Source organism: Haloarcula sp. NS06, from assembly GCF_051122755.1.
GTDB lineage: Archaea > Halobacteriota > Halobacteria > Halobacteriales > Haloarculaceae > Haloarcula.
This window is the reverse complement of the sequence record NZ_CP184844.1, coordinates 287,378-312,211: the sequence shown is the minus strand read 5'-3', so window position 1 is coordinate 312,211 and position 24,834 is coordinate 287,378. Positions and strand designations below refer to the sequence as shown.

General features: G+C 63.7%; 34 protein-coding genes, 1 tRNA gene and 1 pseudogene. 29 read left to right on the top strand and 7 right to left on the bottom strand.

The features are described from left to right. Positions 1 to 9 precede the first annotated feature (9 nt). Positions 10 to 132: an HVO_2523 family zinc finger protein gene (locus ACODNH_RS05255; RefSeq protein WP_004591539.1), complete on the bottom strand. Its 123-nt coding sequence runs from the start codon at positions 130 to 132 to the stop codon at positions 10 to 12. A gap of 105 nt (positions 133 to 237) precedes the next feature. Here ACODNH_RS05255 and ACODNH_RS05250 point away from each other — a divergent pair, with 105 nt between their 5' ends. Together ACODNH_RS05250 and ACODNH_RS05245 are read left to right on the top strand one after the other, a co-directional pair. Then, on the top strand, positions 238 to 1,758 hold the full coding sequence (locus ACODNH_RS05250; protein ID WP_434531022.1) for a sulfite oxidase: 1,521 nt from the start codon (positions 238 to 240) through the stop codon (positions 1,756 to 1,758). A gap of 44 nt (positions 1,759 to 1,802) precedes the next feature. Continuing rightward, entirely contained in the window at positions 1,803 to 2,093 is a 291-nt protein-coding gene (locus ACODNH_RS05245; protein ID WP_434531021.1) for a DUF7526 family protein, read from the top strand. An 84-nt stretch (positions 2,094 to 2,177) separates the two neighbouring features. Here ACODNH_RS05245 and ACODNH_RS05240 read toward each other — a convergent pair whose 3' ends face one another. After that, on the bottom strand, positions 2,178 to 5,276 hold the full coding sequence (locus tag ACODNH_RS05240; RefSeq protein ID WP_434531020.1) for an adenosylcobalamin-dependent ribonucleoside-diphosphate reductase: 3,099 nt from the start codon (positions 5,274 to 5,276) through the stop codon (positions 2,178 to 2,180). Between the two features lie 574 nt (positions 5,277 to 5,850). Between ACODNH_RS05240 and ACODNH_RS05235 the strand changes: the two genes are divergently transcribed. The 3 genes from ACODNH_RS05235 (at position 5,851) to ACODNH_RS05225 (ending at position 9,051) form a co-directional block, all read left to right on the top strand. Next, a complete protein-coding gene (locus ACODNH_RS05235; RefSeq protein ID WP_306708192.1) occupies positions 5,851 to 6,420 on the top strand; it encodes a J domain-containing protein in 570 nt (189 codons plus the stop codon). Positions 6,421 to 6,457: 37 nt separating this feature from the next. Then, positions 6,458 to 7,141, top strand: coding sequence for a phosphoglycolate phosphatase (locus ACODNH_RS05230; RefSeq protein ID WP_306708190.1), 684 nt, complete (start codon positions 6,458 to 6,460; stop codon positions 7,139 to 7,141). A gap of 278 nt (positions 7,142 to 7,419) precedes the next feature. Next, on the top strand, positions 7,420 to 9,051 hold the full coding sequence (locus ACODNH_RS05225) for a GTPBP1 family GTP-binding protein (RefSeq protein WP_306708188.1): 1,632 nt from the start codon (positions 7,420 to 7,422) through the stop codon (positions 9,049 to 9,051). 26 nt (positions 9,052 to 9,077) lie between these two features. Here the strand turns inward: ACODNH_RS05225 and ACODNH_RS05220 are convergent, their stop codons facing one another. The 5 genes from ACODNH_RS05220 to ACODNH_RS05200 form a co-directional block, all read right to left on the bottom strand. Further along, entirely contained in the window at positions 9,078 to 9,575 is a 498-nt protein-coding gene (locus ACODNH_RS05220) for a hypothetical protein (RefSeq protein ID WP_306708186.1), read from the bottom strand. Positions 9,576 to 9,581: 6 nt separating this feature from the next. Then, positions 9,582 to 10,514, bottom strand: coding sequence for a methenyltetrahydromethanopterin cyclohydrolase (mch, locus tag ACODNH_RS05215; RefSeq protein ID WP_306708184.1), 933 nt, complete (start codon positions 10,512 to 10,514; stop codon positions 9,582 to 9,584). Positions 10,515 to 10,538: 24 nt separating this feature from the next. Continuing rightward, on the bottom strand, positions 10,539 to 10,871 hold the full coding sequence (locus ACODNH_RS05210) for an MTH1187 family thiamine-binding protein (RefSeq protein WP_306708182.1): 333 nt from the start codon (positions 10,869 to 10,871) through the stop codon (positions 10,539 to 10,541). 97 nt (positions 10,872 to 10,968) lie between these two features. After that, on the bottom strand, positions 10,969 to 11,616 hold the full coding sequence (locus tag ACODNH_RS05205) for an HVO_2922 family protein (RefSeq protein WP_306708181.1): 648 nt from the start codon (positions 11,614 to 11,616) through the stop codon (positions 10,969 to 10,971). Positions 11,617 to 11,756: 140 nt separating this feature from the next. Then, positions 11,757 to 11,828: transfer RNA gene (locus ACODNH_RS05200), tRNA-Gly, on the bottom strand. Between the two features lie 348 nt (positions 11,829 to 12,176). Here ACODNH_RS05200 and ACODNH_RS05195 point away from each other — a divergent pair. From ACODNH_RS05195 to ACODNH_RS05080, 24 genes and pseudogenes are all read left to right on the top strand, one after another. After that, positions 12,177 to 13,022, top strand: coding sequence for a putative RNA uridine N3 methyltransferase (locus ACODNH_RS05195; protein WP_004957426.1), 846 nt, complete (start codon positions 12,177 to 12,179; stop codon positions 13,020 to 13,022). Positions 13,023 to 13,026: 4 nt separating this feature from the next. Then, a complete protein-coding gene (rpl3p, locus tag ACODNH_RS05190) occupies positions 13,027 to 14,043 on the top strand; it encodes a 50S ribosomal protein L3 (RefSeq protein ID WP_004591551.1) in 1,017 nt (338 codons plus the stop codon). A 3-nt stretch (positions 14,044 to 14,046) separates the two neighbouring features. Then, positions 14,047 to 14,787, top strand: coding sequence for a 50S ribosomal protein L4 (gene rpl4p, locus ACODNH_RS05185; RefSeq protein ID WP_306708177.1), 741 nt, complete (start codon positions 14,047 to 14,049; stop codon positions 14,785 to 14,787). Next, on the top strand, positions 14,784 to 15,041 hold the full coding sequence (locus ACODNH_RS05180; protein WP_004591553.1) for a 50S ribosomal protein L23: 258 nt from the start codon (positions 14,784 to 14,786) through the stop codon (positions 15,039 to 15,041). The genes rpl4p and ACODNH_RS05180 overlap by 4 nt, the downstream gene beginning before the upstream one ends. 2 nt (positions 15,042 to 15,043) lie before the next feature. Continuing rightward, a complete protein-coding gene (locus tag ACODNH_RS05175) occupies positions 15,044 to 15,766 on the top strand; it encodes a 50S ribosomal protein L2 (RefSeq protein WP_306708174.1) in 723 nt (240 codons plus the stop codon). Beyond that, positions 15,763 to 16,185 carry a 30S ribosomal protein S19 gene (locus ACODNH_RS05170; RefSeq protein ID WP_004516967.1) on the top strand — a complete coding sequence of 141 codons (423 nt, stop codon included), beginning with the start codon at positions 15,763 to 15,765 and terminating at the stop codon, positions 16,183 to 16,185. The genes ACODNH_RS05175 and ACODNH_RS05170 overlap by 4 nt, the downstream gene beginning before the upstream one ends. A 2-nt stretch (positions 16,186 to 16,187) precedes the next feature. After that, complete coding sequence (locus ACODNH_RS05165; protein ID WP_306708172.1) at positions 16,188 to 16,655, top strand: 50S ribosomal protein L22; 468 nt, start codon at positions 16,188 to 16,190, stop codon at positions 16,653 to 16,655. After that, a complete protein-coding gene (locus ACODNH_RS05160) occupies positions 16,655 to 17,569 on the top strand; it encodes a 30S ribosomal protein S3 (RefSeq protein ID WP_306708171.1) in 915 nt (304 codons plus the stop codon). The genes ACODNH_RS05165 and ACODNH_RS05160 overlap by 1 nt, the downstream gene beginning before the upstream one ends. Next, positions 17,566 to 17,781, top strand: a complete 216-nt coding sequence (gene rpmC / locus ACODNH_RS05155; protein ID WP_004516964.1) for a 50S ribosomal protein L29 — start codon at positions 17,566 to 17,568, stop codon at positions 17,779 to 17,781. Before ACODNH_RS05160 ends, rpmC begins: the two co-directional genes overlap by 4 nt. Then, positions 17,781 to 18,065, top strand: coding sequence for a ribonuclease P protein component 1 (locus tag ACODNH_RS05150; RefSeq protein ID WP_007187647.1), 285 nt, complete (start codon positions 17,781 to 17,783; stop codon positions 18,063 to 18,065). The genes rpmC and ACODNH_RS05150 overlap by 1 nt, the downstream gene beginning before the upstream one ends. Beyond that, entirely contained in the window at positions 18,056 to 18,394 is a 339-nt protein-coding gene (locus ACODNH_RS05145; RefSeq protein WP_004591559.1) for a 30S ribosomal protein S17, read from the top strand. Before ACODNH_RS05150 ends, ACODNH_RS05145 begins: the two co-directional genes overlap by 10 nt. Then, positions 18,394 to 18,792, top strand: coding sequence for a 50S ribosomal protein L14 (locus ACODNH_RS05140; protein ID WP_004516961.1), 399 nt, complete (start codon positions 18,394 to 18,396; stop codon positions 18,790 to 18,792). The genes ACODNH_RS05145 and ACODNH_RS05140 overlap by 1 nt, the downstream gene beginning before the upstream one ends. A gap of 4 nt (positions 18,793 to 18,796) precedes the next feature. Continuing rightward, entirely contained in the window at positions 18,797 to 19,159 is a 363-nt protein-coding gene (gene rplX, locus ACODNH_RS05135; protein WP_306708170.1) for a 50S ribosomal protein L24, read from the top strand. After that, entirely contained in the window at positions 19,156 to 19,860 is a 705-nt protein-coding gene (locus ACODNH_RS05130) for a 30S ribosomal protein S4e (RefSeq protein WP_306708169.1), read from the top strand. The genes rplX and ACODNH_RS05130 overlap by 4 nt, the downstream gene beginning before the upstream one ends. Further along, on the top strand, positions 19,857 to 20,390 hold the full coding sequence (locus tag ACODNH_RS05125; protein ID WP_004591562.1) for a 50S ribosomal protein L5: 534 nt from the start codon (positions 19,857 to 19,859) through the stop codon (positions 20,388 to 20,390). Before ACODNH_RS05130 ends, ACODNH_RS05125 begins: the two co-directional genes overlap by 4 nt. Continuing rightward, complete coding sequence (locus tag ACODNH_RS05120) at positions 20,387 to 20,572, top strand: 30S ribosomal protein S14 (protein ID WP_004591563.1); 186 nt, start codon at positions 20,387 to 20,389, stop codon at positions 20,570 to 20,572. The genes ACODNH_RS05125 and ACODNH_RS05120 overlap by 4 nt, the downstream gene beginning before the upstream one ends. Before the next feature lie 2 nt (positions 20,573 to 20,574). Further along, positions 20,575 to 20,966: pseudogene (locus tag ACODNH_RS05115) on the top strand (30S ribosomal protein S8). Positions 20,967 to 20,968: 2 nt separating this feature from the next. Beyond that, positions 20,969 to 21,505 carry a 50S ribosomal protein L6 gene (locus ACODNH_RS05110; protein WP_004591564.1) on the top strand — a complete coding sequence of 179 codons (537 nt, stop codon included), beginning with the start codon at positions 20,969 to 20,971 and terminating at the stop codon, positions 21,503 to 21,505. Further along, entirely contained in the window at positions 21,505 to 22,230 is a 726-nt protein-coding gene (locus ACODNH_RS05105) for a 50S ribosomal protein L32e (RefSeq protein WP_306708168.1), read from the top strand. The genes ACODNH_RS05110 and ACODNH_RS05105 overlap by 1 nt, the downstream gene beginning before the upstream one ends. Beyond that, a complete protein-coding gene (locus ACODNH_RS05100) occupies positions 22,230 to 22,679 on the top strand; it encodes a 50S ribosomal protein L19e (RefSeq protein ID WP_004516953.1) in 450 nt (149 codons plus the stop codon). Before ACODNH_RS05105 ends, ACODNH_RS05100 begins: the two co-directional genes overlap by 1 nt. Then, the gene (locus tag ACODNH_RS05095) at positions 22,679 to 23,242 is read left to right on the top strand and encodes a 50S ribosomal protein L18 (RefSeq protein WP_049909163.1); all 564 of its coding nucleotides are present in this window, start codon (positions 22,679 to 22,681) and stop codon (positions 23,240 to 23,242) included. The genes ACODNH_RS05100 and ACODNH_RS05095 overlap by 1 nt, the downstream gene beginning before the upstream one ends. After that, positions 23,239 to 23,877, top strand: a complete 639-nt coding sequence (locus ACODNH_RS05090; RefSeq protein WP_004957374.1) for a 30S ribosomal protein S5 — start codon at positions 23,239 to 23,241, stop codon at positions 23,875 to 23,877. Before ACODNH_RS05095 ends, ACODNH_RS05090 begins: the two co-directional genes overlap by 4 nt. Further along, complete coding sequence (gene rpmD, locus ACODNH_RS05085) at positions 23,877 to 24,341, top strand: 50S ribosomal protein L30 (RefSeq protein WP_306708163.1); 465 nt, start codon at positions 23,877 to 23,879, stop codon at positions 24,339 to 24,341. Before ACODNH_RS05090 ends, rpmD begins: the two co-directional genes overlap by 1 nt. After that, positions 24,341 to 24,832: an uL15m family ribosomal protein gene (locus tag ACODNH_RS05080; RefSeq protein ID WP_306708161.1), complete on the top strand. Its 492-nt coding sequence runs from the start codon at positions 24,341 to 24,343 to the stop codon at positions 24,830 to 24,832. The genes rpmD and ACODNH_RS05080 overlap by 1 nt, the downstream gene beginning before the upstream one ends. Positions 24,833 to 24,834: the final 2 nt, after the last annotated feature.

Here is a 24,834-nt window from a genome sequence, read left to right as displayed (position 1 = left end):
AGCGTCTCGTCAGTAGAACGTGTCAGCGCAGTCATACACGACGCCGTGCTCCGGACAGACGTACTTGCAGTGTCGGTGGTACATTGCCCGCTCACAGAGCGGACATGGCCGACCGCCGGGCTGCTCGTCCATGATTCCGTAGAGCAGCCCCGCTCGCTTGTGTCTTCCGGAGTTTCGGAACGGATTCTGGCCGAAATTGGAACAATCCCTTTTGCGGGGTAGGCCGTCGATATAGCCATGACTGACGAGCTCCTCGACTCGCCCGGCGGTCGGCTGCTGGCCAGCGTTGCCGCAGCTATCGCGGGCCTGGCCGGGTCCTACGCGGTGACCGGCTACGCGCCGGCATTTATCGCCTCGCCAATCGAGCGGACGCTCGCGCGGTCGATGCCCGGCATCATCGTCTCGACCGCGATCTCGACACTCGGCAGTCTCGGCCAACAGCTCAATCTCCTGTTCGCCATCGGACTCGCTGGGCTGTTCATCGCACTGGCGGCCAGAGCAGCCATCCTCACCGGCCAACTGGCGAACAATCGTGCCCTCCCGGTTGTCGGAACAGCCGTCGTAACCTGGGCCGTCGGCGTCGTTCTCACCGGCGAAGTCGTCCTCGCCGCTGGCCCGGCGGTGCCCGCCGCCGCCGTCGTGGGACTCGCACAGGCGCTGGACGGACTGGGTGACCGGATGTCACCTATCTCCTCCAAACGACGGCGGGCGCTCTCGACGGTCGGTGTGGCCGTCGGTGCGGCAACGGTCGGCTACACAGCTGGCAACCGGCGATCAGTCGTTGCGACGGGTGACGACGCACCCGCACTCAATGCACCGGGGGCCGATCTCGAAGATGTTGATGAAAAGCTCGCCGTCGCAGCGGAATCCGCTCTGGACTTTGACGACATCGATCCGCTGGTCAGTGAGAGCTTCTACGAAGTTGATATCAACTCCATCGACCCGGAACTCTCGGCCGCGGACTGGTCGCTATCCATCACCGGTGCTGTCGACGAAGAGGTCACGCTCACCTACGCAGACATTCTGGAGATGGACGCCGAAAACCGGTTCGTCACGCTCCGGTGTGTCGGCGAGAGCCTCAACGGCTACAAAACGGACACCGCGCTGTGGACCGGCGTTCCCGTCGACAGACTACTTGAAGAAGCCGGCATCCAAAGCGGCTGTGAGTGCGTGATGCTCCGGGCTGACGACGACTACTACGAGGAGTTCCCCATCGACGCGTTGCGGGGCGGCATGCTCGCCTACGGCATGAACGGGAAGATACTCCCGCGCGGCCACGGCTACCCCGTCCGAGCACTGGTCCCCGGCCACTGGGGCGAAGTCAACGTCAAGTGGCTCTCAGAGATCGAAGTCCTCGACGAGGAGGCCGACGGCTACTGGGAGAAACGCGGCTGGCAGGGGACCGGGCCGGTGAATCCGGTCGCCAAACTTCACCACGAATCGATGCTTTCGGACGGCCGCCGACGCATCGGCGGCCACGCCTACGCCGGCCTGCGCGGCGTCCAGCGTGTCGAAGTCTCCACTGACGGCGGCGAGACGTGGGCGGACGCAACGCTCTCGGACCAGCTGCCGGCGGCCGGTGGCGACGGCCCCGCCGAGGATGCGTGGCGACAGTGGGAGTACACTTACGACCCACCATCCGGCGGCCACACCGTCGTCGTCCGGATGGTCGACCAGCGCGGTGAGGTGCAGCCGGAAACAGAAACCGACTCGTATCCTAGCGGTGCCTCGGGCTGGGTCTCCAAACAGTACTCATAGTGCAAAGCGAGCGGCACATACCGCTGTAGTCGCTAACCGTGCGTATGGACGAGACGATTGCGGGCGAGGTCATTCACGTCGTCCCGCCGGCCGACCACGAGGACTACGACTTCGAGCCCGAGATGGCGTCGCTCGCGGACTCACGCTACGTCATCGTCTGCCGCAAAGGCGGGAAGCCGTCGTGGCTCGAACGGATCGTGGCCTTTCTCCGACGCCATCCCATCGAGCCGGTGACGCTCGTTGCAGATTCGGCGGCCGAGGAAGGCACAGAAATCACCGCGGCTGTAGAGGAAACCACGATTACCGGCGTGTATGACGTGATGGAATTCCGGTAGCCAGCCCTCAGCGAGTTGGCGCACAGCGAAAAGAACGACCTTCAGGCGCGGTGAAATCCGGATCCGCGTGGTCAGACGACTACGTCAGCACTCGGACCAGCCACAGGACTCGCAGGTCTTGCAACCCTCTGAGTAGTACAGCGACAGCGAGCCACAGTCAGGACACTCCGGGCTCTCGCCGGCGTCGATGATGTCCTGTTGGTCGCCACTCGTGTCGGATGCGGCGGCCGCGCCGCCGTCGGTCTGCGTCTGCGTGGCGGTCTCGCCTTCAGCTTTTTCGGCGGTTTCCTCTAGCGTGGTCTGGTCGGGGTAGGCCTTGTCGACATCGCCGTCGAGGTAGCGACGCAGGGCCGTGCCGATGGCGTCCGGGATGGACTGGATCTGCTCGCCCTTGTCCCAGGCGACCTTCGGCGACCGGATACCCTGCAGTTCGTCGGCGATTTCCTCTGGGTCGACGCCCGAGCGAAGTGCCGTCGAGATGGTCTTGGCCAGCGCCTCGGTGAAGGAGGCGGTGAAGCCACCGGAGTTGCCGATGTTGGCGAACAGCTCGAACGGCCGGTCGGCCTCGGGGTCCTCGTTGATGTTGACGTAGAGCTTCCCGTAGCCGGTGTCGATGCGCTGTGTCACGCCGTGGAGCACGTCGGGTCGGGTCTGCTTCTCGGCGTACTCGGCGTCTCCGTCGGCGACACCCAGCACTTGCTGGATGGAGTCGTCGATGGCGGCCTGGACGGCCTCGTCCTCGAGGAAGCCTTCGATGCCCCCGAAGACCTCCTCGATCTGTGCGACGATCTCGTCAGCGTCCATGTCCGAGAACTCCGTGTTCTGGGCGCGCGTCGTCAGCACCTGCTTGCTTCGGGTGCCGTCGCGGTAGTAGGTGACGCCCTTGCCGCCGTGGTCGTAGATGTACTCGAACACTTCGGCGGCGTCCTCGGTCGTGGAGTCGTTCGGGGCGTTGACCGTCTTCGAGATGGCGGAGTCGACGCCCTCCTGACAGGCCACTTGAATGCCCGCGTGCTGCTTCGCCGAGAGGTCGCCCGTCGTGACGAACAGCTCGCCGATGGCATCGGGCACGGTCGTCAGCCCGTCGACGCCGTCGAACTCGTTGTTGGCCATCTGCTCCTGGGCCTCCTGCTTGACGGCCTCGACGTCGATGTCGTTGTCCTCCAGCGCACGGAGGAAGTAGTCGTCGAACTCCACAAGCATCTCGTCGCCCTGTACGTCGTCGGAGACGTTCTTGTAGTAGGCGACGTTGTAGATCGGTTCACACCCGCCGGTGGTGTTGCCGATCATCGAGGTCGTTCCGGTCGGGGCGATGGTCGTGGTGTTGTGGTTGCGGATGGGGTACCCGTCTTCCCAGTCCGCCGCGTCCTCGCCGGTCTGCTTCTCGAACCAGTCGGAGTAGTCTGTCGGGTTCGCGTACTTGGAGTTCTCCCATTCAGTGAAGACGCCCCGTTCCTCGGCGAGTTCGTGGCTCGCGGCCTTCGACCCGTGGTTGATGTGGCGCATCGTCTGGCGGGCGATTTCGTTGGCCTCCTCGGTCCCGTAGGCGACGCCGAGCTGGATGTACAGCTGGGCAAGGCCCATGATACCGAGGCCGATTTTTCGCATCTCCCGGACCTTCTGCTCGATCTTCTCGACCGGGAAGTCGGACATCGTAACGACGTTTTCGAGGAAGCGGGTGCCGAGTTCGATGCGTCGGTCGAACTCCTCCCAGTCGATGGCGTCCTCGAGGAACGCGTCGATAGCGGCTTCCGTCGAGTCGTACTCGTCGGCGTGGGCCTCCGACCAGACGCGCCAGTCCGGCGCGTCCGTGGCGGCCAGCGTCGAGAGGTTGATGTGTCCGAGGTTACAGGCCTCGTACTCCTCGAGGGGCTGTTCGCCACACGGGTTCGTTGCGAGAATCTCGTGGTCGGGATGCTCCTCAACGTCGAAGGAGTGCTGCTTGTTCACCCGTTCGAGGTAGATAACGCCGGGTTCGCCGTTCTCGTGCGCGCCCTCGACGATGTCGTCCCAGAGTTCCTCGGCCGGAATCGAGAGTTCTTCGCCAACCTCGACGTGTTCGCCGAGGCCGAACATATCGTACAGTTCCTTCGTCTCCTCGGTGGCGATATGCGCTTCGCCTGTCCGTGGGTTCGTGAAGGTGAATTCCTCACCGGCTTTCAGCGCCTCCATGAAGTCGTCGGTGACGCCGACGGAGATGTTGAAGTTCGAAAGGTGACCCTCGACAGCATTCCGGAGGTGCTTTGGCACCTTTCCGCCGTCGTCGATGAGTTCTCGTGCTTCCTCCAGCGCTTCGGCGAAGGAGTTGTGCGTGAAGTCGTCCGGGTCATTCAGGCGCAGCGTCTCGGCGAGCGAGACGTCCTTGTTCTTGGCGTGGATGAACTGGATGACGTCCGGGTGAGAGACGCGCATGACGCCCATCTGTGCGCCACGGCGGGCGCCACCCTGCGCGATCGTCTCGCACATCTGGTCGTAGGTCCGCATGAACGTGATGGGCCCGGAGGCGATGCCGCCAGTCGAGCCGACGGGGTCGCCGTACGGGCGGAGCTTCCAGAACGCATAGCCCATGCCACCGCCGGACTGGAAGACCTGTGCGGCCTCCTTTGCGGTCTGGTGGATGTCGTCGATGTCGTCGCCGGGCGAGTCAACGAAACAGGCGGAAAGCTGCTGGAGTTCGTCGCCGGCGTTCATCAGCGTTGGCGAGTTCGGCATAAAGGAGAGCTGCTCCATCTGTGCCTGGAAGGCGTTGGCGGTCGATTCGACGTGGTCGCGGACGCCCTCGGGCAGTTCCGGCACGACCGTCTCGTAGGCGAACTTGTTGACGTTGTAAACAGAGAGTTCAGTTTCGACGTCGTCGTCGACAGACGTTCCTTTACCGAACACTTCGTCGGCGAGTTCGTCGCGCCGCGGGTGGTCGGGCTTCAATTGCTCGGGCGAGACGCGTACGTCAACATCTTGCTTGTCGGCCTCGAACACAGCCTCGGCGAGCGCAATATTCTTCGCGACACGGTCGAAGAGGTTTTCGGGTTCCTCGATGAGGTCACCGTCGGCATCCTTCCGGAGGTAGCGAGCCGGGAGAATGTTGTGGTAGGCGTTGCCTGTGAGTCGCTCTTCAATAGTGTCACCGTCGGTACGTTTGATCGGGAGCGTGATCTCGTCAGCGGAAAGGTCGCTGTTACTCATCGCCCGCTCCTCCTCCCGACAGCGGCCGTCTGTCGGTCGATACCCCTCGTCGTAGCTACCCGTGATCCTGTCATTTCTGGCGGCGAATACGTAGTCATCGATAGCGTTTAATCCTTCTTGTCTGCGATTCGGCGGCGGCCGTAGCAATCTCCGAAGTCGCGGCTACGGTGTTCGACGAACTGTGCTGGTGACGCGTGAAACGATAGCCGCGTACAACGGAATAGATGCCGTCGACTCTCCTTAATACTGTCTAGACCGAGGTGAAAGTGAAAACCCGACCCCGTGAACCACCAGACGTGAGTGAGATATCCAGTAGAAACTGGTGGGGGTTTGCGGGTGGGGATATGCGCTCACTAACAGTGCGTAGGGAGGTACTGAGGCTGTGTCAGACACTCCGCAGTAGTGCGGTTTTGACAGAACTTGTCTATCAGTCCGTGCGATGTCGTTCTCGTGTTCGTGTACTCTGTTTTGTCCCTGTCCCATCCGAGACGCTGTCCGCTATCGACTTCAGGGGCAGACCGGCTGGAGTGCGAGAGGCGGGACGCTTACAGGCCTGTGGGCCGAAGCAACGTGCGTGCAGTACGATGGGCTCACAAAGGGAATCGCGGTGGTGTTCGGAGGCCTGACAGTCGTCCTGACGGCGGTGGGCCTTGTGATCAATCCTGCGGTGCTCTTTCTGGCGCTCATGTTCGGGGTGTCGACGTATTTCATGTACTACCACCTCAGCGGGAAGATGGCCGCAAGCCTCTACGAGCGGGTCGAGCGACAGGCGGCACAGAACACGGGGAACGCCCGCCGCGGCGGGTTCGGGGCTGGCCCACGGGAGGAATGGGAACCACCGCGGGACGGCCGCCGAGCGCGCCGCTCACGAGCGACCCAGGGCGGTCAACGCCGTCGGCAGGGACGACAGCAGCAGCGACGCCAGACAGCGGGCGGTCGGCAACGCCGACAGCGCGTCCAGTCGTCGGGACCGAGTCCGACAGAGGCCTACAAGCGGTTAGACCTTGACCCGGATGCAGACCAAGGTACTATCAAACGAGCCTATCGAGAGAAAGTCAAGGAGGTCCATCCCGACACTGATGGCGGGAGCGAAAGAGAATTCAAGCGGGTGCAATCGGCCTACGAGACGCTAACCGACGACTGACCGCAACCCACATATCCGACGCTCCAAACCCGAACGTATGGACAGCGACACACCGCCCCTTATCGTGGATATCGACGGGACACTGACCGACGAGAGCCGCGCGCTTGACCCCCATGTTGTGCCGGTCCTCCGGGAGTGGCCCGCACGCGTCGTCATCGCGACTGGCAAAGCGATGCCGTTCCCGATTGCGCTCTGTGAGTTTCTCGGCCGCGACCGGACAGTCGTTGCCGAGAACGGCGGCGTCGTGTTCGTCGAAGCAACCGACGAACTTAGATTGGAAGGCGACCACGAGGCGGCGCTGGCGGTCGGTGATGCCTATCGCGATCTGGGCCACGACCTTGGCTTCGGACAGATAGACCTTGCAAACCGATGGCGCGAGACGGAACTCGTTGTCTCACTCGACAAGCCGCTCGAACCGCTGGAGGAACTGGCCGCGGCGCGCGGACTCGTCGTCCTCGATACCGGCTTCGCTTACCACGTGACAGACCCTGTCGTCGACAAGGGGACGGGGCTTGAAGCGGTGTGTGCGGAGCTGGATCTGGACCCGGCAGAGTTTCTGGCAGTCGGTGACTCGGTGAACGATGCCCAGATGTTCGACCTGGCCGGTGAGGCCGTAGCCGTCGCCAACGCCGATGAAACAGCGCTCGAACGAGCCGACCGGGTGACCGATGCGAGCTACGGCGACGGCTTTCTCGAAGCGGTCGCACCGTATCGGAACTGACCCGTCACATTCGGTGTTTCCAGTTGCTGTTGGAACCGTCGCTACCTGGACTGGCGAACAGGTGACGCCATCGACAGCTCCTACTATCCACGGGGCGGCGTCACACGACCGCAAACCCCGTTTAGCGGCTCAGTCCACGAGCGGTCTGGCTTCGCCTTTAGGTATAAATATCCGTCCAGCCGCTACTGTGAGAGACACACTCAGTCACCGGATTCAGGAGCGCTCTGGAACCGTAAATCCGGGGAAGGCTTATGTCTACCCCACAGTAACGGGAGGATATGAGCCCCGACCGGGCTGTCCTCCGGCGCGCGCTTGACCGCGGTGAACGGGAGGGCGGCAGCGTCGAGTTCAAAGAACGGCTCACCGAGAATCTTCACCTGTCCGAGGGGCGACTCGAATCCCTCACAGCGCAACTCCGCCACCGCGTTCTCTCCGGGGATGGGGAGGCGACGTACGTCGTTGGCGTCACCGACGATGGCGGTCTCGCCGGTATCTCGCCGGCGGAGTTCTCCGAGTCGATGGACGTACTCAGTCTGCTGGCAGAGGAAGCCGGCGCACACATCGAGGATGTCAAAACGTGGGGCGTCGACGGCGTCTCGGACGACGGGTCGACCGACACAGACGGTATCGTAGGCGTCGCGACGGTCTCCGAAGGGTCGGTCCTCGCGGACGACGATCACATTGTCGTGGGAACCGCCGGGCACGTCGACCACGGCAAGTCAACCCTCGTGGGGTCGCTGGTCACCGGCGACGCCGACGACGGCGAAGGCGGGACACGTGGCTTTCTGGATGTGCAGCCACACGAGGTCGAGCGAGGCCTCTCGGCGGACCTTTCATACGGCGTCTACGGCTTTGACGAGGCCGGGGAGCCGATTCGCATGGACAACCCGCACCGAAAGGACGACCGGGCGCGGGTCGTCGAAGAATCCGACCGACTCGTCTCCTTCGTCGACACCGTGGGTCACGAGCCGTGGCTCCGGACGACGATCCGCGGCCTCGTCGGCCAGAAGCTCGACTACGGCCTTCTGACCGTCGCAGCCGACGACGGAGTGACCGAGACGACGCGCGAACATCTCGGCATCCTGCTGGCGACGGACCTCCCCACAATTGTTGCCATCACCAAAACTGACCTTGTCGACGGAGAACGGGTCGCCGAAGTCGAACGCTCAGTCGAGCAGGCATTGCGAGAGGTCGACAAGACGCCGCTCCGGGTGGAGCGCCACGGCGTCGACACGGCTATCGACGAAATTTCTGAAACCGTTGTTCCCGTCGTCACCACCAGCGCCGTCACCAAGGCAGGGCTGGACGCTCTTGATGAGATGTTCGAGGCGCTGCCAAAGACCGCCGGTGAGGTAGGTGACTTCCGAATGTATGTCGACCGAACGTACAACGTTCAGGGGGTCGGCGCGGTCGCCTCCGGCACGATCAAATCCGGCGAAGTCGAGGCTGGCGACGAACTGCTGCTCGGGCCGATGCAGGACGGGAGCTTCCGGGAGGTCGAAGTCCGGTCCATCGAGATGCACTACCACCGGGTCGACGAGGCCAAGGCCGGTCGCATCGTCGGCATCGCGCTGAAGGGCGTCCGCGAGGCGGATATCGAGCGTGGGATGGTCCTGCTGCCGAGCGACGCGGACCCGTCGCCGGTGCAGGAGTTCGAGGCCGAGGTGATGGTGTTGAACCACCCGACCCGCATCGGCGACGGGTACGAGCCCGTGGTTCACCTCGAAACGGTCAGCGAGGCCGCGGCCTTCTACCCGGAGGGCGGGCAGTTGCTCCCGGGCGACGCCGGCAAGACCCGAGTCCGGTTCAAGTTCCGCTCTTATCTCGTCGAAGAGGGCCAGAAGTTCGTCTTCCGCGAGGGGAGTTCGAAGGGCGTTGGGACGGTCACCGACACCGACCCTGCGGAGTAGCGACCCGCCGTCTCCAGTCCCTCTTCTCACCGATCCGCGCCGTCTCCGGTCGGTAACCTATAGCCGTCGTCCGTTTTTTCGGCGAGCCCGAACAGCACGGCCCATTCCAGTAGATTCACCGTGCGCTCCCGCCAGACGGCTTCCCAGTCGGTGTGGCGTTCACGTTCCCAGCGAGGAATCTCAGCCCGAAGTGCACCGAAGGCAGCATCACTATCTCTCGGCTCCGAACTGAGAGCGGCGAGGAGCACGTCGACGCCGAAGACAGATTTCTTGAACGTTGTCGCGAGGTCCGTCCGGTCGAAGTCCTCCCTCGTCCTGTAGTAGCCCCGTTCGCTCTCGGCAACCAGTCCCAGCGCCTGCAGGAACACGAGGTACTTCTGGGCCGTTTCGCGGTCAGACACGTCGGTAGCCATCTGTATCGCCCGACAACAGTCCGCCTCGCTGTCAGGGACAAGCGGAAGCGCCTCTCTTGCGGTTTCCAGAAACGAGCGCGAACGGGCCGGCGGCGCGACCTTGTAGCGCATACCTGATTACAGGCCGAAGCTCTCGGCTAGCACGTTCTCGCTCGTCTCACCGACGACGTGCGTGTCGCCGCCGACAACATCGATGGTGACCGCCGCGGGGCCGAACAGTTCGACAGGAAGCTCCGCGAAGTCCCAGTCCACGTCCTCAAAGACGCCTTCGAGCGGCTCGCCATATTCTCGGGCCGCGATGGAGGGAACCTCGTCGAAGCGGTCGAAGGACTCGTCGACGGTGAGGTGGACCTCGCTGCCGTAGGCGAGTGCGTCTGTGGTCCGAGCCATCGCAGTCGCTTCGTCATCGGCGACCGGCGCGACCGGCGCGCGACCACTGGCCGACAGCACCGACACCGGGTCGAAGCCGAGTTCGGCAAGCCGGAAGACGGCCAGTTCGGCGGCTCGGGCCGCGGCGACGACGCTCCCGGTGACACTCGCCGTCGCGAATGACGGCAGGAACACGCCGGTCTCGGGGACGCCGGTGCGCTCGGCGACCTGGCTCGCGACGGCCTCATCCGGCAGTTCGTCGGTCTCTAGAGCCAGCACAGCGAAGTCGGCGTCCTCGCGGTAGCCGATGCGCTGGAAGGCCTCCTCCTCTGCGACGAGCGCGCGTGCGGGACCGCTCCCGAGCGCCTCGAAGCCATCGGTGGCCAGCTCCCAGCCGCCCTTCTGCGAGCACAGCAGAGCCAGTGCCGGATGGTCTGTCGACAGTTCAACGTGGTTCAGCGGCGCGCCGCTGATGGTGTCCATCGTTGACTGGACCGTCGCCAGCCCGGCCGTCTGGATTTCCGCGAGTAGCATGCCGGCCTCGACAGCGCCGGGGACCTCGACGCCGAAGTCCAGCACCGCGGCGTCACCCTCCAGCGCGTGTACGTCTATCGTGAGTTCGTCGGCAAAGTCGATGGCCTCGTCAACGAGCTCCGTGGCCATCCGATTGAGACTATCCATACGCCGTCTTTGGCACCCTTCCCTTTAATCTCCGCCTTCGGCCGCGTCGCTTCTGGCCGCCCGACCCAGATGCTCCTCGACGGCGTCGACCTTATCTCGCGCCTGCTGGTCAACGGTTCGCTTGTCGTCGATCTTCAAGAACGTACTCACGCGGTCGGTCTGCTCGCCGACAGCCTCGTGAGCGGCGTGGGTAGCCGCGAACAGTTCCTTGCTGTCCTCCGCTTCGATGATAGTCCCCATTGGTGTCGTCTCGTACTCGACGTCGAACGCCTCCAGCGCCGCGACGGCGTCAGCGACGTACGAGGACATGCTGCCTTCGATGACCGGTGCGACCGAGAGAAACCCTATGCAGGTCATACTGGCTCCACGCGCGCCCGAGACCTAACCGCTGTGGTACTCGCGTCACGTTTCCAGTATCAGACTGGTGGAAAGAAACTGCCGCTGTTCGGAACGCTTACTCGCCTTCTTCGACCGGTGCCCCGCGAGCGTTCGTCTTGACGCTCTGGAGCCCCTGCTTCGCTTTCTGCTTGGAGGCGTAGCCCTGCCCGCAGTCGGCGATTATCTCTCCGTTGTCGTGGCGGAGGCGCCAGCGCGCTTTCCCTTCGCTGTCTTTGAATAGCTCGAACGTCGCCTTGCTGCCGCCGTCGTCGGGGGTATCCTCGTCTTTCGACTCGTCGACGACGTACGCGCCGGGCGCATTGGATTTGACGCTTTCGAGCCCCTGCTCGGCCTTCTGTTTGGAGGCGTAGCCCTCCCCACTGTCGGCGATGATGTTGCCGTTGTCGTGGCGAAGCCGCCAGCGGTACTGCTCGGCGCTGTCCTCGTACACCTCGAACGTGGCCTTGCTCGCAGCCACATCGGTCGCCACCGCTCCATCGTCCTCATCCCATTCCATATCGATTTCAAGCGTGACAGTCCCGTCCTCTCGTTCGACCTCGACCTCGAACTCGGATTCAGCCGGCGGCGTGACTGTTACGGTCTGCTCCTCATCTGCGGGGGCTGGCTCACCGCGGCTGAGCCTGTTCGCCAGCCGTCGGAAGTACGACGCGATCCCTCTTCGACTCCGTGTTTCCTGTGACTCGTGGACTGTCTCGTCTGTCATACAATCGGACTGTCGATGGGGTAACAAATAATGGTACGCCTCAGTCACAGAGTGACACTGGCGCCACTGAGCGGCCTATCCATCAGTAAACACTGTAGACGCGATAAGACGCATCGCTTGTGGACTTGAAATCAGAGAAATGCGCTGGCTGGGATTTGAACCCAGGTTGTGACCATGGCAAGGTCACGTGATACCAACTACACTACCAGCGCTTGCTTCGTTTGCCCTGACCTTCACGACCGGTGGTCGCTCAGTGCCAGCGTGCAACGCCTTGTTGCAATCAAATCTGGCGGGGGTGAGAGTAAAAAGCCTTCCGTTTTCCGGGGAAAATCGTGGGAAGTGAGGGCAATCACCGCCCCGCCTGAGCGCGGGATCATGTGATGGCGTCACGAGACATGGCCTTTCGGAAGCGGCAAAACAGTGAATGCGTGCATCGGTCCCGAACCGGCATGACGGACCATGTGAACGCGACGCATCGCGAACGCGAAACGGGGGCTTTTTAAGCCCTGGAAAGGGAGATATCGGCACAGTCTAGTGGCGCGACGTGGAAGCGTCACGGCATGACGACCAGCGTACTCGTGCCGTCTTCCCTCGCACGGGAAGCCGAAGACAGACGCGAGGCAACTCGCAAGCTCGGTTACGTGGCCCGCGCGGCCGCGGTCTACCGGGTTGATCGGCTGACAGTGTACCCCGACCCTGACGGGGCGGGCAAATGGGAAGACGGGTTCGTCGAAACCGTGCTGCGGTACGCCGCGACGCCCCCGCACCTCCGAAAGGAGATGTGGGGTAAGCGGGACGAACTGGAGTACGTCGGCGTCCTGCCGCCGCTCCGCGTGCGTTCACAGACCGGCTCCGGATCTGAGGGTTCGGGGTCGTTAAGACAGGGAATCGTGACCGAGGTCGGAGCTGATGGGCGCGTCCGGGTCAATTGCGGCATGCAACACCCGATCTCCCTTCCCGTCCCAGCGGATATGGACGTGGAACAGGGGGAGCGCGTGACCGTCAGGGTCTCTTCGCGACGGCCGGTCCGGGCGAAACTCGTCGACGCCCCCACAACGGGATTCGACGTTGTCGCCGCGGACCTCGATGCGGCACTCTCGCGCGACGATGCCGGGCTCACTATCGCGTCCTCGCGATACGGCGAGCCGGTAACGTCGACCCGTCTCGGCCAGCTGGCCGAGCGGCGCGACGCCGAGGGCGGCATGACCGTCGCCTTCGGGGCACCCGAGCGCGGGTTACCGTCGATACTCGACGTTGCCCCGGACGCCGTCGGGGGAGACCAGACGAGCGACGAACCAGAAGGGTTCGACCTCTGGCTGAATACGGTTCCGAACCAGGGCAGTGAGGTTGTGCGAACGGAAGAAGCTCTGTTCGCCTCCCTCACCTGTCTAACCCTCACGGAGTAAACGAATGCCACAACCAAGCAGACCACGCAAAGGCTCGCTGGGCTTCGGCCCGCGCAAGCGCTCGACGAGCGAGACGCCTCGCTTCAACAGCTGGCCGTCTGACGACGGGCAGCCGGGCGTCCAAGGGTTCGCCGGCTACAAGGCAGGCATGACTCACGTTGTGCTTGTCAACGACGAACCTAACTCCCCCCGCGAGGGGATGGAGGAGACTGTCCCGGTGACAGTCATCGAGACGCCGCCGATGCGCGCCGTCGCCCTGCGAGCGTACGAAGACACGCCGTACGGTCAGCGTCCGCTGACGGAAGTCTGGACCGACGAGTTCCACTCGGAACTCGACCGGACCCTAGACGTTCCGGAGGACCACGACCCGGACGCTGCTGAGGAACAGATACGCGACGCACACGAGGCCGGTGACCTCGGGGACCTGCGACTCATTACGCACACCGTCCCCGACGCCGTCCCGAGCGTCCCGAAGAAAAAGCCCGACGTGATGGAGACTCGCGTCGGCGGTGGGTCCGTTTCGGACCGCCTCGACCACGCCCTCGACCTCGTCGAGGACGGTGGCGAACACGCCATGAACGACATCTTCCGCGCCGGCGAGTACGCCGACGTGGCCGGTGTCACGAAAGGCAAAGGGACACAGGGTCCCGTCAAGCGGTGGGGCGTCCAGAAACGGAAAGGCAAGCACGCCCGCCAGGGATGGCGCCGACGGATCGGCAACCTCGGTCCGTGGAACCCGTCCCGCGTGCGCTCAACGGTCCCCCAGCAGGGGCAGACCGGCTACCACCAGCGCACCGAGCTTAACAAGCGTCTCATCGACATCGGCGAGGGCGACGAGCCCACCGTCGATGGCGGCTTCGTCAACTACGGCGAGGTCGATGGGCCGTACACGCTCGTGAAGGGCTCCGTGCCCGGTCCGGACAAGCGCCTGGTGCGCTTCCGGCCCGCGGTGCGTCCGAACGACCAGCCGCGCCTCGACCCCGAGGTGCGCTACGTCTCCAACGAATCGAACCAGGGATAACCTATGCAGGCAACAATCTACGACCTGGACGGCAACACAGACGGCGAGGTCGACCTGCCGGACGTCTTCGAGACGCCGGTTCGGTCCGACCTCATCGGCAAAGCTGTACGTGCCGCACAGGCCAACCGAAAGCAGGACTACGGGTCCGACGAGTACGCCGGCCTCCGAACGCCGGCAGAGTCCTTCGGTAGCGGCCGCGGGCAGGCACACATCCCGAAGCAGGACGGTCGTGCCCGCCGCGTCCCGCAGGCGGTCAAAGGGCGAAGTGCCCACCCGCCAAAAACAGAGAAGGACCGCTCGCTCGACCTCAACGACAAGGAACGGCAGCTGGCCGTTCGCTCGGCGCTGGCCGCGACGGCCGACGCCGACCTCGTCGCCGACCGCGGCCACGAGTTCGACCGTGACGAAGTGCCCGTCGTCGTCTCCGACGACTTCGAGGACCTCGTCAAGACGCAGGAAGTCGTCTCGCTGCTGGAGGCGCTCGATGTCCACGCGGACATCGACCGCGCCGACGAGACGAAGATCAAGGCTGGACAGGGTTCGGCCCGTGGACGGAAGTACCGTCGTCCCGCCTCGATTCTCTTCGTGACCAGCGACGAGCCGTCGACGGCCGCCCGCAACCTTGCGGGGGCCGACGTGGCAACCGCCAGCGAGGTCAACACGGAAGACCTCGCGCCTGGCGGCGCGCCCGGTCGACTCACCATCTTCACGGAATCCGCACTCGCGGAGGTGGCCGAGCGATGAGCTGGGATGTCATCAAACACCCACACGTCACTGAGAAAGCCATGAATGACATGGACTTCCAGAACAAGCTCCAGTTCGCCGTCGATGACCGCGCCTCCAAGGGCGAGGTCGCCGACGCCGTCGAGGAGCAGTACGACGTGACAGTCGAACAGGTCAACACGCAGAACACGATGGACGGCGAGAAGAAGGCCGTCGTTCGCCTCTCCGAGGACGACGACGCCCAGGAAGTCGCCTCCAGAATTGGGGTGTTCTAACGATGGGACGACGAATCCAAGGACAACGGCGCGGCCGCGGGACCTCCACGTTCCGTGCTCCGTCGCACCGTTACAAGGCTGATCTGGAGCACCGCAAGGTCGAGGACGGCGACGTCGTTGCCGGCACGGTCGTTGACATCGAGCACGACCCTGCCCGGTCGGCCCCGGTCGCCGCCGTCGAGTTCGAAGACGGCGACCGACGACTCATCCTCGCGCCGGAAGGCGTCGGGGTGGGCGACGAGCTGCAGGTCGGCGTCAGCGCCGAGATCGCACCCGGGAACACGCTCCCGCTGGCCGAGATCCCAGAGGGGGTCCCGGTGTGCAACGTCGAATCCAGCTCCGGTGACGGTGGGAAGTTCGCCCGCGCGTCGGGTGTCAACGCCCAGCTGCTCACCCACGACCGCAACGTCGCGGTCGTCAAGCTTCCTTCTGGGGAGATGAAGCGGCTTGACCCGCAGTGCCGCGCCACCATCGGCGTCGTTGCCGGTGGCGGCCGAACTGACAAGCCGTTCGTGAAGGCTGGCAACAAGCATCACAAGATGAAAGCGCGAGGGACGAAGTGGCCTAACGTCCGCGGTGTGGCGATGAACGCCGTCGACCACCCGTTCGGTGGTGGCGGACGCCAGCACCCCGGCAAGCCCAAGTCCATCTCGCGGAACGCCCCGCCTGGCCGTAAGGTCGGGGACATCGCCTCGAAGCGAACAGGTCGAGGTGGCAACGAATGAGCTCAGAATATCAAATCGGCCACGAAGGAGAGTTCTCCTTCCGCGGCCACACGCTCGACGAGCTGCAGGAGATGGAGCTCGAGGAAGTCGCGGAACTGCTCCCCGCTCGACAGCGGCGAAGTATCGTACGCGGCCTGACCGAGGAGAAACACAAGCTCCTCGAAAAGGCCCGCGAGGCCGGCGAAGAGGAGACAGCCAACGACCCGATCCGGACCCACCTGCGCGACATGCCGGTGGTTCCGGAGATGGTCGGGCTGACCTTCGCCGTCCACGACGGCCAGAACTTCGAGCGTGTCAAAGTCGAGCCCGAGATGCTCGGCCACTACCTCGGTGAGTTCCAGCTCACCCGGAGTAGCGTCGAACACGGTCAGGCCGGTATCGGAGCGACACGCTCCTCGAAGTTCGTACCGCTCAAATAATCATGGGAATCAGTTACTCAGTCGAAGCCGACCCGGACACGACGGCCAAAGCGATGCTCCGGGAGCGGCAGATGAGCTTCAAGCACAGCAAGGCCATCGCCCGCGAGATCAAGGGCAAAACGGCCGGCGAGGCTGTCGACTACCTCGAGGCAGTTATCGAGGGCGACCAGCCCGTTCCGTTCAAACAGCACAACTCGGGCGTCGGCCACAAACGCAAGGTCGACGGCTGGGACGCCGGACGCTATCCGGAGAAGGCCAGCAAGGCCTTCATCGACCTGCTCGAGAACGCGGTCGGCAACGCCGACCATCAGGGCTTCGACGGTGAGGCCATGACGATCACGCACGTCGCCGCCCACAAGGTCGGCGAGCAGCAGGGTCGCAAGCCCCGAGCGATGGGGCGTGCCTCGGCGTGGAACAGCCCGCAGGTCGACGTCGAACTCATCCTCGAAGAGCCGGAGGTCGAAGACTAATGGCCGACGAACAACAGTTCATCGAGGACGGACTCCAGCGGACCCAGATCGACGAGTTCTTCGCAGAGGAACTCGGTCGAGCTGGCTATGGCGGCATGGATGTCGCCAAGACGCCGATGGGGACCCAGATCGTGCTCAAAGCCGAGAAGCCAGGAATGGTCATCGGCAAGGGCGGGAAGAACATCCGGAAGATCACGACGGAACTCGAGGACCGATTCAACCTCGATGACCCGCAGGTCGACGTGCAGGAAGTCGACGAGCCGGACCTCAACGCCCGCATCGTCGCGGACCGACTGGCCAACGCACTCGAGCGTGGCTGGTACTTCCGCAAAGCGGGCCACACCACCATCGACCGCATCATGGAGTCGGGCGCACTCGGCGCAGAGATCGTCCTCTCCGGAAAGGTCACTGGTGCACGCTCACGCGTTGAGAAGTTCAACCGTGGCTACGTCAAGCACAACGGTGAACCCGCAGAGGAGATCGTCGACAGCGGCGTCGGCGTCGCCGTGATGAAGCTCGGTACCATCGGGGTCCGAGTCAAGATCATCCCGCCGGACGCGGAACTCCCCGACGACTTCGAGATCTACGAGGATGTCGACGTCGAGGACTACGTGGCCGACACCGACGGCGAGTCCGTCGAGGAACTCCTCGAAGGCGAACCCGAAGACAGCGAGACGGCGGAAGAACTCGACGAAGACGTGGCCGCCGGGGCCGACGACGACTCCGAGACAGACGAGGAGTTCGTCGACGAGGAGATCGTCGAGGAAGACGTCGAAGTCCCGACTGACGAAGATGTTGAGGACGTTGACGTCGACGAACTCGAAGACGCTGTCGACGAGGAACTTGACGAGGACGTCGAGGCAGAAGCCGAAGAGCTGATGGACGAAATGGATGAGGAGGACGACGACGAATGACTGTCCTCCACGTCCAAGAGATTCGGGACATGACGCCCGCCGAACGCGAGGCGGAACTCGACGACCTGAAGACCGAACTACTGAACGCCCGGGCCGTCCAGGCCGCGGGTGGTGCACCGGAGAACCCCGGTCGCATCAAGGAGCTGCGGAAGGCCATCGCCCGAATCAAGACGATTCAGGGCGAAGAAGGCGACCTGCAGGAGAACGAATAATGCCACTGACACCCGAGACGCTCCCACGACACGAACTCGTCGGCCTCGACTGCGAGGTCGTCGCGGCGTCCAATCCGGACGTCATCGGTATCAGCGGAACTGTCGTCATGGAGACGACACAGATGCTGACTCTCGAGGGTGCCGACCGGGTGTGGCACGTGCCGAAGGACAGCGCGACGTTCGCGTTCGACCTGTCGACCGAGACAGTTCTCGTCGACGGCGACCGACTCGTCGCGCGTCCCGCTCGTCGCACAGAGAACACAGGAGATTCACTATGGCGCTAGGACTGAACGTACAGGAACCGGAGGAAACCTGTGCCGATCAGAACTGCCCGTTCCACGGAGAGCTCTCCGTGCGCGGACAGACACTGAACGGCGAGGTAGCCTCCACTGACATGGAGAAGACCGTTGTCGTCGAGCGCGAGTACGACGTGAAGGTGCCGAAATACGACCGCTTCATGAAGCGGCGGAGCCGCGTTCCGGCTCACGCACCCGATTGTCTCGACCTCGCGGTCGGTGACACGGTCACGATAGCAGAGTGTCGACCGCTCTCGAAAACGAAAAGCCACGTCGTCGTTGGCGTGGTCGCCGACGAACAGGACGGTGATGCCTGATGGAAGCACTCGGTGCTGACGTCACGCAAGGCCTGGAGAAGGGCTCGCTCATCACGTGTGCGGACAACACGGGAGCGCGCGAACTCAAGGTCATTTCCGTCCACGGCTACTCGGGAACGAAGAACCGCCACCCCAAAGCTGGGCTGGGCGACAAGATCACGGTCTCGGTCACCAAGGGGACGCCCGAAATGCGTCGCCAGGTGCTCGAAGCCGTCGTCGTCCGCCAGCGAAAGCCGATCCGTCGACCCGACGGCACCCGCGTCAAGTTCGAAGACAACGCGGCCGTCATCGTCGACGAGAACGAGGACCCGCGCGGGACCGAGCTGAAAGGTCCCATCGCACGGGAAGTCGCACAGCGATTCGGCAGTGTGGCATCAGCAGCGACGATGATTGTATAGAACCATGAGCAAGCAACCAGACAAACAACGCAAGAGTCAACGACGTGCCCCGCTTCACGAGCGGCACAAGCAGGTCCGGGCGACGCTGTCTGCCGACCTCCGAGAGGAGTACGGTCAGCGAAACGTCCGCGTCAACGCCGGTGACACCGTCGAGGTGCTCCGTGGCGACTTCGCCGACGAGGAAGGCGAAGTCATCAACGTGGACCTCGACAAGGCTGTCATCCACGTCGAAGACGTCACGCTCGAGAAGACGGACGGCGAGGAAGTCCCGCGACCGCTGGACACCTCGAACGTCCGCGTGACGGACATAGACCTCGAAGACGAGAAGCGCGAGGCGCGTCTCGAATCGGAGGATGATTCCGCATGAGTAACCACCAGAAGCGACTCTCGGTGCCGAACAGTTGGCCCGTAGAGCGCAAGACTGCGACGTTTACGGTGAAAGCCGGCGCCGGCCCGCACGGTGAGGATGGGGTTCCCCTACTCATCGTCCTTCGGGACGTGCTCGGCTACGCCGACAACCGCAAAGAAGCCCGCTACGCCCTCAACGAGGACAACGTCCTCATCAACGGGAAGGCCATTTCCGACGAGGAACGCCCTGTCGGGATGTTCGACATCCTGGCCTTCACCGAGCGCGAGGAGTACTACCGCGTGTTCCCCGGCGAGGGTGGTCGGCTGGCGCTGACCGCAATCGACCCGGACGCGGCCCAGTCCAAGCTCGGAAAGATCGCTACCAAGACGCACGTCTCTGGTGGCGACGTCCAGCTGGGTCTCCACGACGGTGAGACGCTCATCGTCGAGGACGACCAGACCTACGATGCTGGCGACTCCATCGTCGTCGGCAACGAGGACGGCGAAATCGTCGCCCACTTCGAGTACCAAGAGGGCGCGCTCGTCACCGCCGTTGACGGCGCCCACGCGGGCGAAGTCGGCGAAGTCGAGGAGATTCAGGTGACGCCGGGTTCGGCCCAGAACAACGTGATCGTCTCGCAGGACGAGGGCGAAGGCTTCGAGACAGTCGAAGAGTACGTCGTCGTCATCGACGAGAACTTCACGGGTGATGATGAATGAGCTCCGAGAGTGAGTCCGGCGGCGACTTCCACGAGATGCGCGAACCGCGCATCGAGAAGGTCGTCGTTCACATGGGTATCGGCCACGGTGGCCGCGACCTTGCCAATGCAGAGGACATCCTCGGGGAGATCACCGGGCAGACGCCGGTACGAACGAAGGCCAAGCGGACTGTCGGCGAGTTCGACATCCGCGAGGGCGACCCCATCGGTGCGAAGGTCACCCTCCGTGACGAGATGGCTGAAGAGTTCCTCCAGACGGCGCTGCCGCTCGCTGAACTGGCGACGAGTCAGTTCGACGATACCGGCAACTTCAGCTTCGGCGTCGAGGAACACACCGAGTTCCCGAGCCAGGAGTATGACCCGAGCATCGGAATCTACGGGCTGGACGTGACGGTTAACCTCGTCCGACCCGGCTACCGCGTCGCAAAGCGCGACAAGGCGTCGCGCTCGATTCCGACGAAGCATCGACTCAATCCGGCGGACGCCGTCGCCTTCATCGAGTCGACCTACGACGTGGAGGTGAGCGAATGAGCGAAAGTGAAACCACAGACGAGCCCGATTCCGAGACGGCATCCAGTGAGCGAACTGGCCAGCTCGAGTCCTGTCAGCGCTGCGGTCGCGAACAGGGACTCGTCGGCAAGTACGACATCTGGCTGTGCCGCCAGTGCTTCCGCGAGATTTCGCGGGGCATGGGCTTCAGGAAGTACAGCTAACAATGACAGGGAACGACCCATTTGCCAACGCACTGTCGGCGCTTAACAACGCCGAAAGCGTCGGGCACCTGAGCAGACAGTATCGCCAGCTTCGAACGAGATCGGCAGCGTCCTCGAGGTCTTCTACGACCGCGGGTACATCGACGGATTCAGTTTCGTCGACGACGGCAAAGCCGGCGAGTTCGAAGTTGAACTGAAAGGAGCCATCAACGAGTGTGGCCCGGTCAAGCCCCGCTACTCTGCGGGCGCAGACGAGTTCGAGAAGTGGGAGAAGCGGTTCCTCCCCGCCCGTGACTACGGGACCCTCGTCGTGACGACCAGCCACGGCATCATGAGCCACTACGAGGCTCGTGAGCAGGGCGTTGGTGGCCAAGTCATCGCGTACGTATACTAACAATGCCACGAGTAGAACTGGAGATTCCGGAGGACGTGGACGCCGAGCAGGACCATCTCGACATCACCGTCGAGGGGGACAACGGCAGCGTCACGCGTCGGCTCTGGTACCCTGACATCGACGTGTCCGTCGACGGCGACACGGTCGTCATCGAATCCGATGAGGACAACGCCAAGACGATGTCGACGATCGGTACCTTCCAGAGCCACATCGAGAATATGTTCCACGGCGTGACCGAGGGCTGGGAGTACGGTATGGAGGTCTTTTACTCTCACTTCCCGATGCAGGTCGACGTCGAGGGTGACGAAGTCGTCATCGAGAACTTCCTGGGCGAGAAGGCCCCCCGCCGCACGACGATCCACGGCGACACGGACGTCGAAATCGACGGCGAGGAGCTGACCATCAGCGGTCCCGACATCGAAGCCGTCGGTCAGACCGCCGCGGACATCGAGCAGCTCACGCGCATCAACGACAAGGACGTGCGCGTGTTTCAGGACGGGGTGTACATCACCCGCAAACCGAACCGAGGTGACGCCTGATGGCGGACAACGATGAAGACGTCGAGGCAGAGGAAGCGTACACCGAACTGACCGACATCAGCGGCGTCGGCCCGTCCAAGGCGGAGTCACTCCGCGAGGCCGGCTTCGACTCGGTCGAAGACGTTCGTGGTGCCGACCAAGACGCGCTCGCCGATGTCAGCGGTATCGGGAACGCGCTGGCGGCCCGAATCAAGGCCGACGTCGGCGGACTCGAAGTCGAGTCCGAGACCGAAGCCGAAGTTGAAGAGGAAGGCAGCGAGGAAGCGCCCGACGAGGACGTGGAGACGGAACTCCAGGCCCGCGGGCTCTCTGAGAAGACGCCGGACCTCTCCGACGAGGATGCGCGGCTACTGACCCAGCGACACCGGGTCGGCAAGCCGCAGTTCAACCGCCAAGATCACCACAAGAAAAAGCGCGTCTCGACCTCGTGGCGCAAGCCCCGCGGCCAGCTCTCGAAGCAGCGCCGCGGCATCAAGGGTAAGGGCGACACGGTCGGGGCGGGCTTCCGCTCGCCGACCGCGGTTCGCGGCAAGCACCCGTCCGGCTTCGAGGAGGTTCGCGTGCACAACGTGGACGACCTCGAAGGCGTCGACGGCGATACAGAGGCCGTTCGGATCGCCTCGAAGGTCGGTGCTCGCAAGCGCGAGCGAATCGAAGAGGAAGCCGAGGACGCGGGCATCCGCGTGCTCAACCCCACCTACGTCGAAGTCGAGGTGAGTGAGTGATGACTGATCTCTCCGCACAGAAGCGACTCGCGGCAGACGTCCTTGACGTCGGGAAGAACCGCGTCTGGTTCAACCCCGAGCGACAGGGCGACATCGCTGACGCGATTACCCGTGAGGACGTTCGCGAACTGGTTGATGAGGGCGCCATTCAGGCGAAAGACAAGAAAGGCAACTCTCGTGGACGCGCCCGGGAGCGCCAGAAGAAGCGTGCGTACGGCCACCAGAAGGGAGCCGGTTCCCGGAAGGGCAAGGCAGGCGCACGGCAGAACTCCAAGGAGGACTGGGAGTCACGTATCCGCGCACAACGGACGAAGCTGCGCGAACTGCGTGACGAGGGAACGCTTTCGAGTTCGCAGTACCGCGACCTGTACGACAAGGCCGGCGGTGGCGAGTTCGACAGCGTTGCCGATCTCGAACGTTACATCGACGCAAACCACGGTGACGCATAATGGCGACAGGACCACGATATAAAGTACCGATGCGGCGACGCCGCGAGGCCAGAACCGATTACCATCAGCGGTTGCGCCTGTTGAAATCCGGTAAGCCACGTCTCGTTGCTCGAAAGAGCAATAAACACGTCAGGGCGCAGCTGGTGACGCTTGGCCCCAATGGCGATGACACTCTCGCGTCCGCTCACTCGAGCGACCTCGCCGAGTACGGCTGGGAGGCCCCGACGGGCAACATGCCCTCGGCGTACCTCACCGGTCTACTCGCCGGGCTTCGCGCGAAGGAAGCGGGTATCGAGGAGGCAGTGCTTGACATCGGACTCAACAGCCCGACCCCCGGAAGCAAAGTATTCGCAATACAGGAAGGCGCAATTGACGCCGGCCTGGACATTCCGCACAATGACGACGTACTCGCGGACTGGCAGCGCACGCGCGGTGCCCACATCGCCGAGTACGACGAGCAGCTTGAAGAGCCGCTGTACAGCGGCGACTTCGACGCTGCAGACCTCCCGGAGCACTTCGACGAGCTCCGAGAGACCCTACTGGACGGTGACATCGAACTATGAGTGCTAACAACGGATGGGAGCCACGGACACGCCTCGGCAAGCAGGTTGTCGAGGGCGAAATCGACTCCATGCAGGAGGCGCTGAACTCCGGACTCCCGCTGAAAGAATCGGAAGTCGTCGACCAGCTCGTTCCCGACCTGGAAGACGAAGTGCTGGACATCAACATGGTCCAGCGGATGACAGACTCCGGCCGCCGCGTGAAGTTCCGCTGCGTGGTCGCCGTTGGCAACCGCGACGGTCTCATCGGCTACGCCGAAGGGCGTGACGATCAGGTCGGCGGTGCCATCCAGAAAGCCATCGACATCGCGAAGCTGAACATCATCGATGTCTCCCGCGGCTGCGGGTCCTGGGAGTGTGGCTGTGGCCGTCCGCACACGGTCGCGCTGCGCACCGAGGGCAAGGCCGGGAGCGTCGAGGTCGAGCTCCAGCCGGCCCCGCGCGGGCTGGGCCTCGCAGGCGGAGAGACCGTCCGCAAGGTGCTCGAACTCGCCGGTATCGAAGACATCTGGACACGCAGTAGCGGGAACACGCGCACCACGGTCAACTTCGCAAAGGCGACGTTCAACGCCCTGCAGAACACGGCCGAGGCGCGCGTCCCCGAGCGAACCTTCGAGAAACGAGAGGTGATCGAGTGATGCACGCGCTCGTCCAGCTCCGTGGCGAAGTCAACATGCATACCGACATCCAGGACACGCTGGAGATGCTCAACATCCACCACGTGAACCACTGCACGCTCGTCCCTGAGACGGACGCCTACCGCGGCATGGTGGCGAAGGTCAACGACTTCGTCGCCTTCGGCGAGCCGAGCCAGGAGACGCTGGAGACAGTCCTGGCGACGCGTGCCGAGCCACTTGAGGGCGACGCCGACGTGGACGACGAGTGGGTCGCCGAGCACACGGATTACGACGACATCTCCGGGCTCGCGTTCGCGCTCCTCTCCGAGGAGACGACGCTGCGCGAGCAGGGTCTGTCCCCGACGCTTCGTCTCCACCCGCCCCGTGGCGGCCACGACGGCGTCAAACACCCCGTCAAGGAGGGCGGGCAGCTCGGGAAACACGAGACCGAGGGAATCGACGAACTCCTGGAGGCGATGCGATAATGACGAGCAAAAAGAAACGACAGCGCGGCTCGCGCACGCACGGCGGCGGCTCACACAAGAACCGACGTGGTGCCGGCCATCGCGGTGGTCGCGGTGCTGCAGGCCGTGACAAGCACGAGTTCCACAACCACGAACCGCTCGGCAAGAGCGGCTTCAAGCGCCCGCAGAAGGTGCAGGAAGAGGCCGCAACTATCGACGTTCGCGAGATCGACGAGAATGTCACGCTGCTGGCTGCAGATGACGTCGCTGAAGTCGAAGACGGTGGCTTCCGCGTCGATGTCCGTGATGTGGTCGAAGAGTCCGACGACGCCGATTACGTGAAAGTACTCGGTGCGGGCCAGGTTCGCCACGAACTCACGCTCATCGCCGACGACTTCTCCGAGGGCGCTCGCGAGAAGGTCGAAGCTGCAGGCGGGAGCGTCGAACTGACCGACCTCGGCGAGGAGCGCCAGGCCGAGGCCGAGACAGACGAAGACGCGGACGAGGAATAACG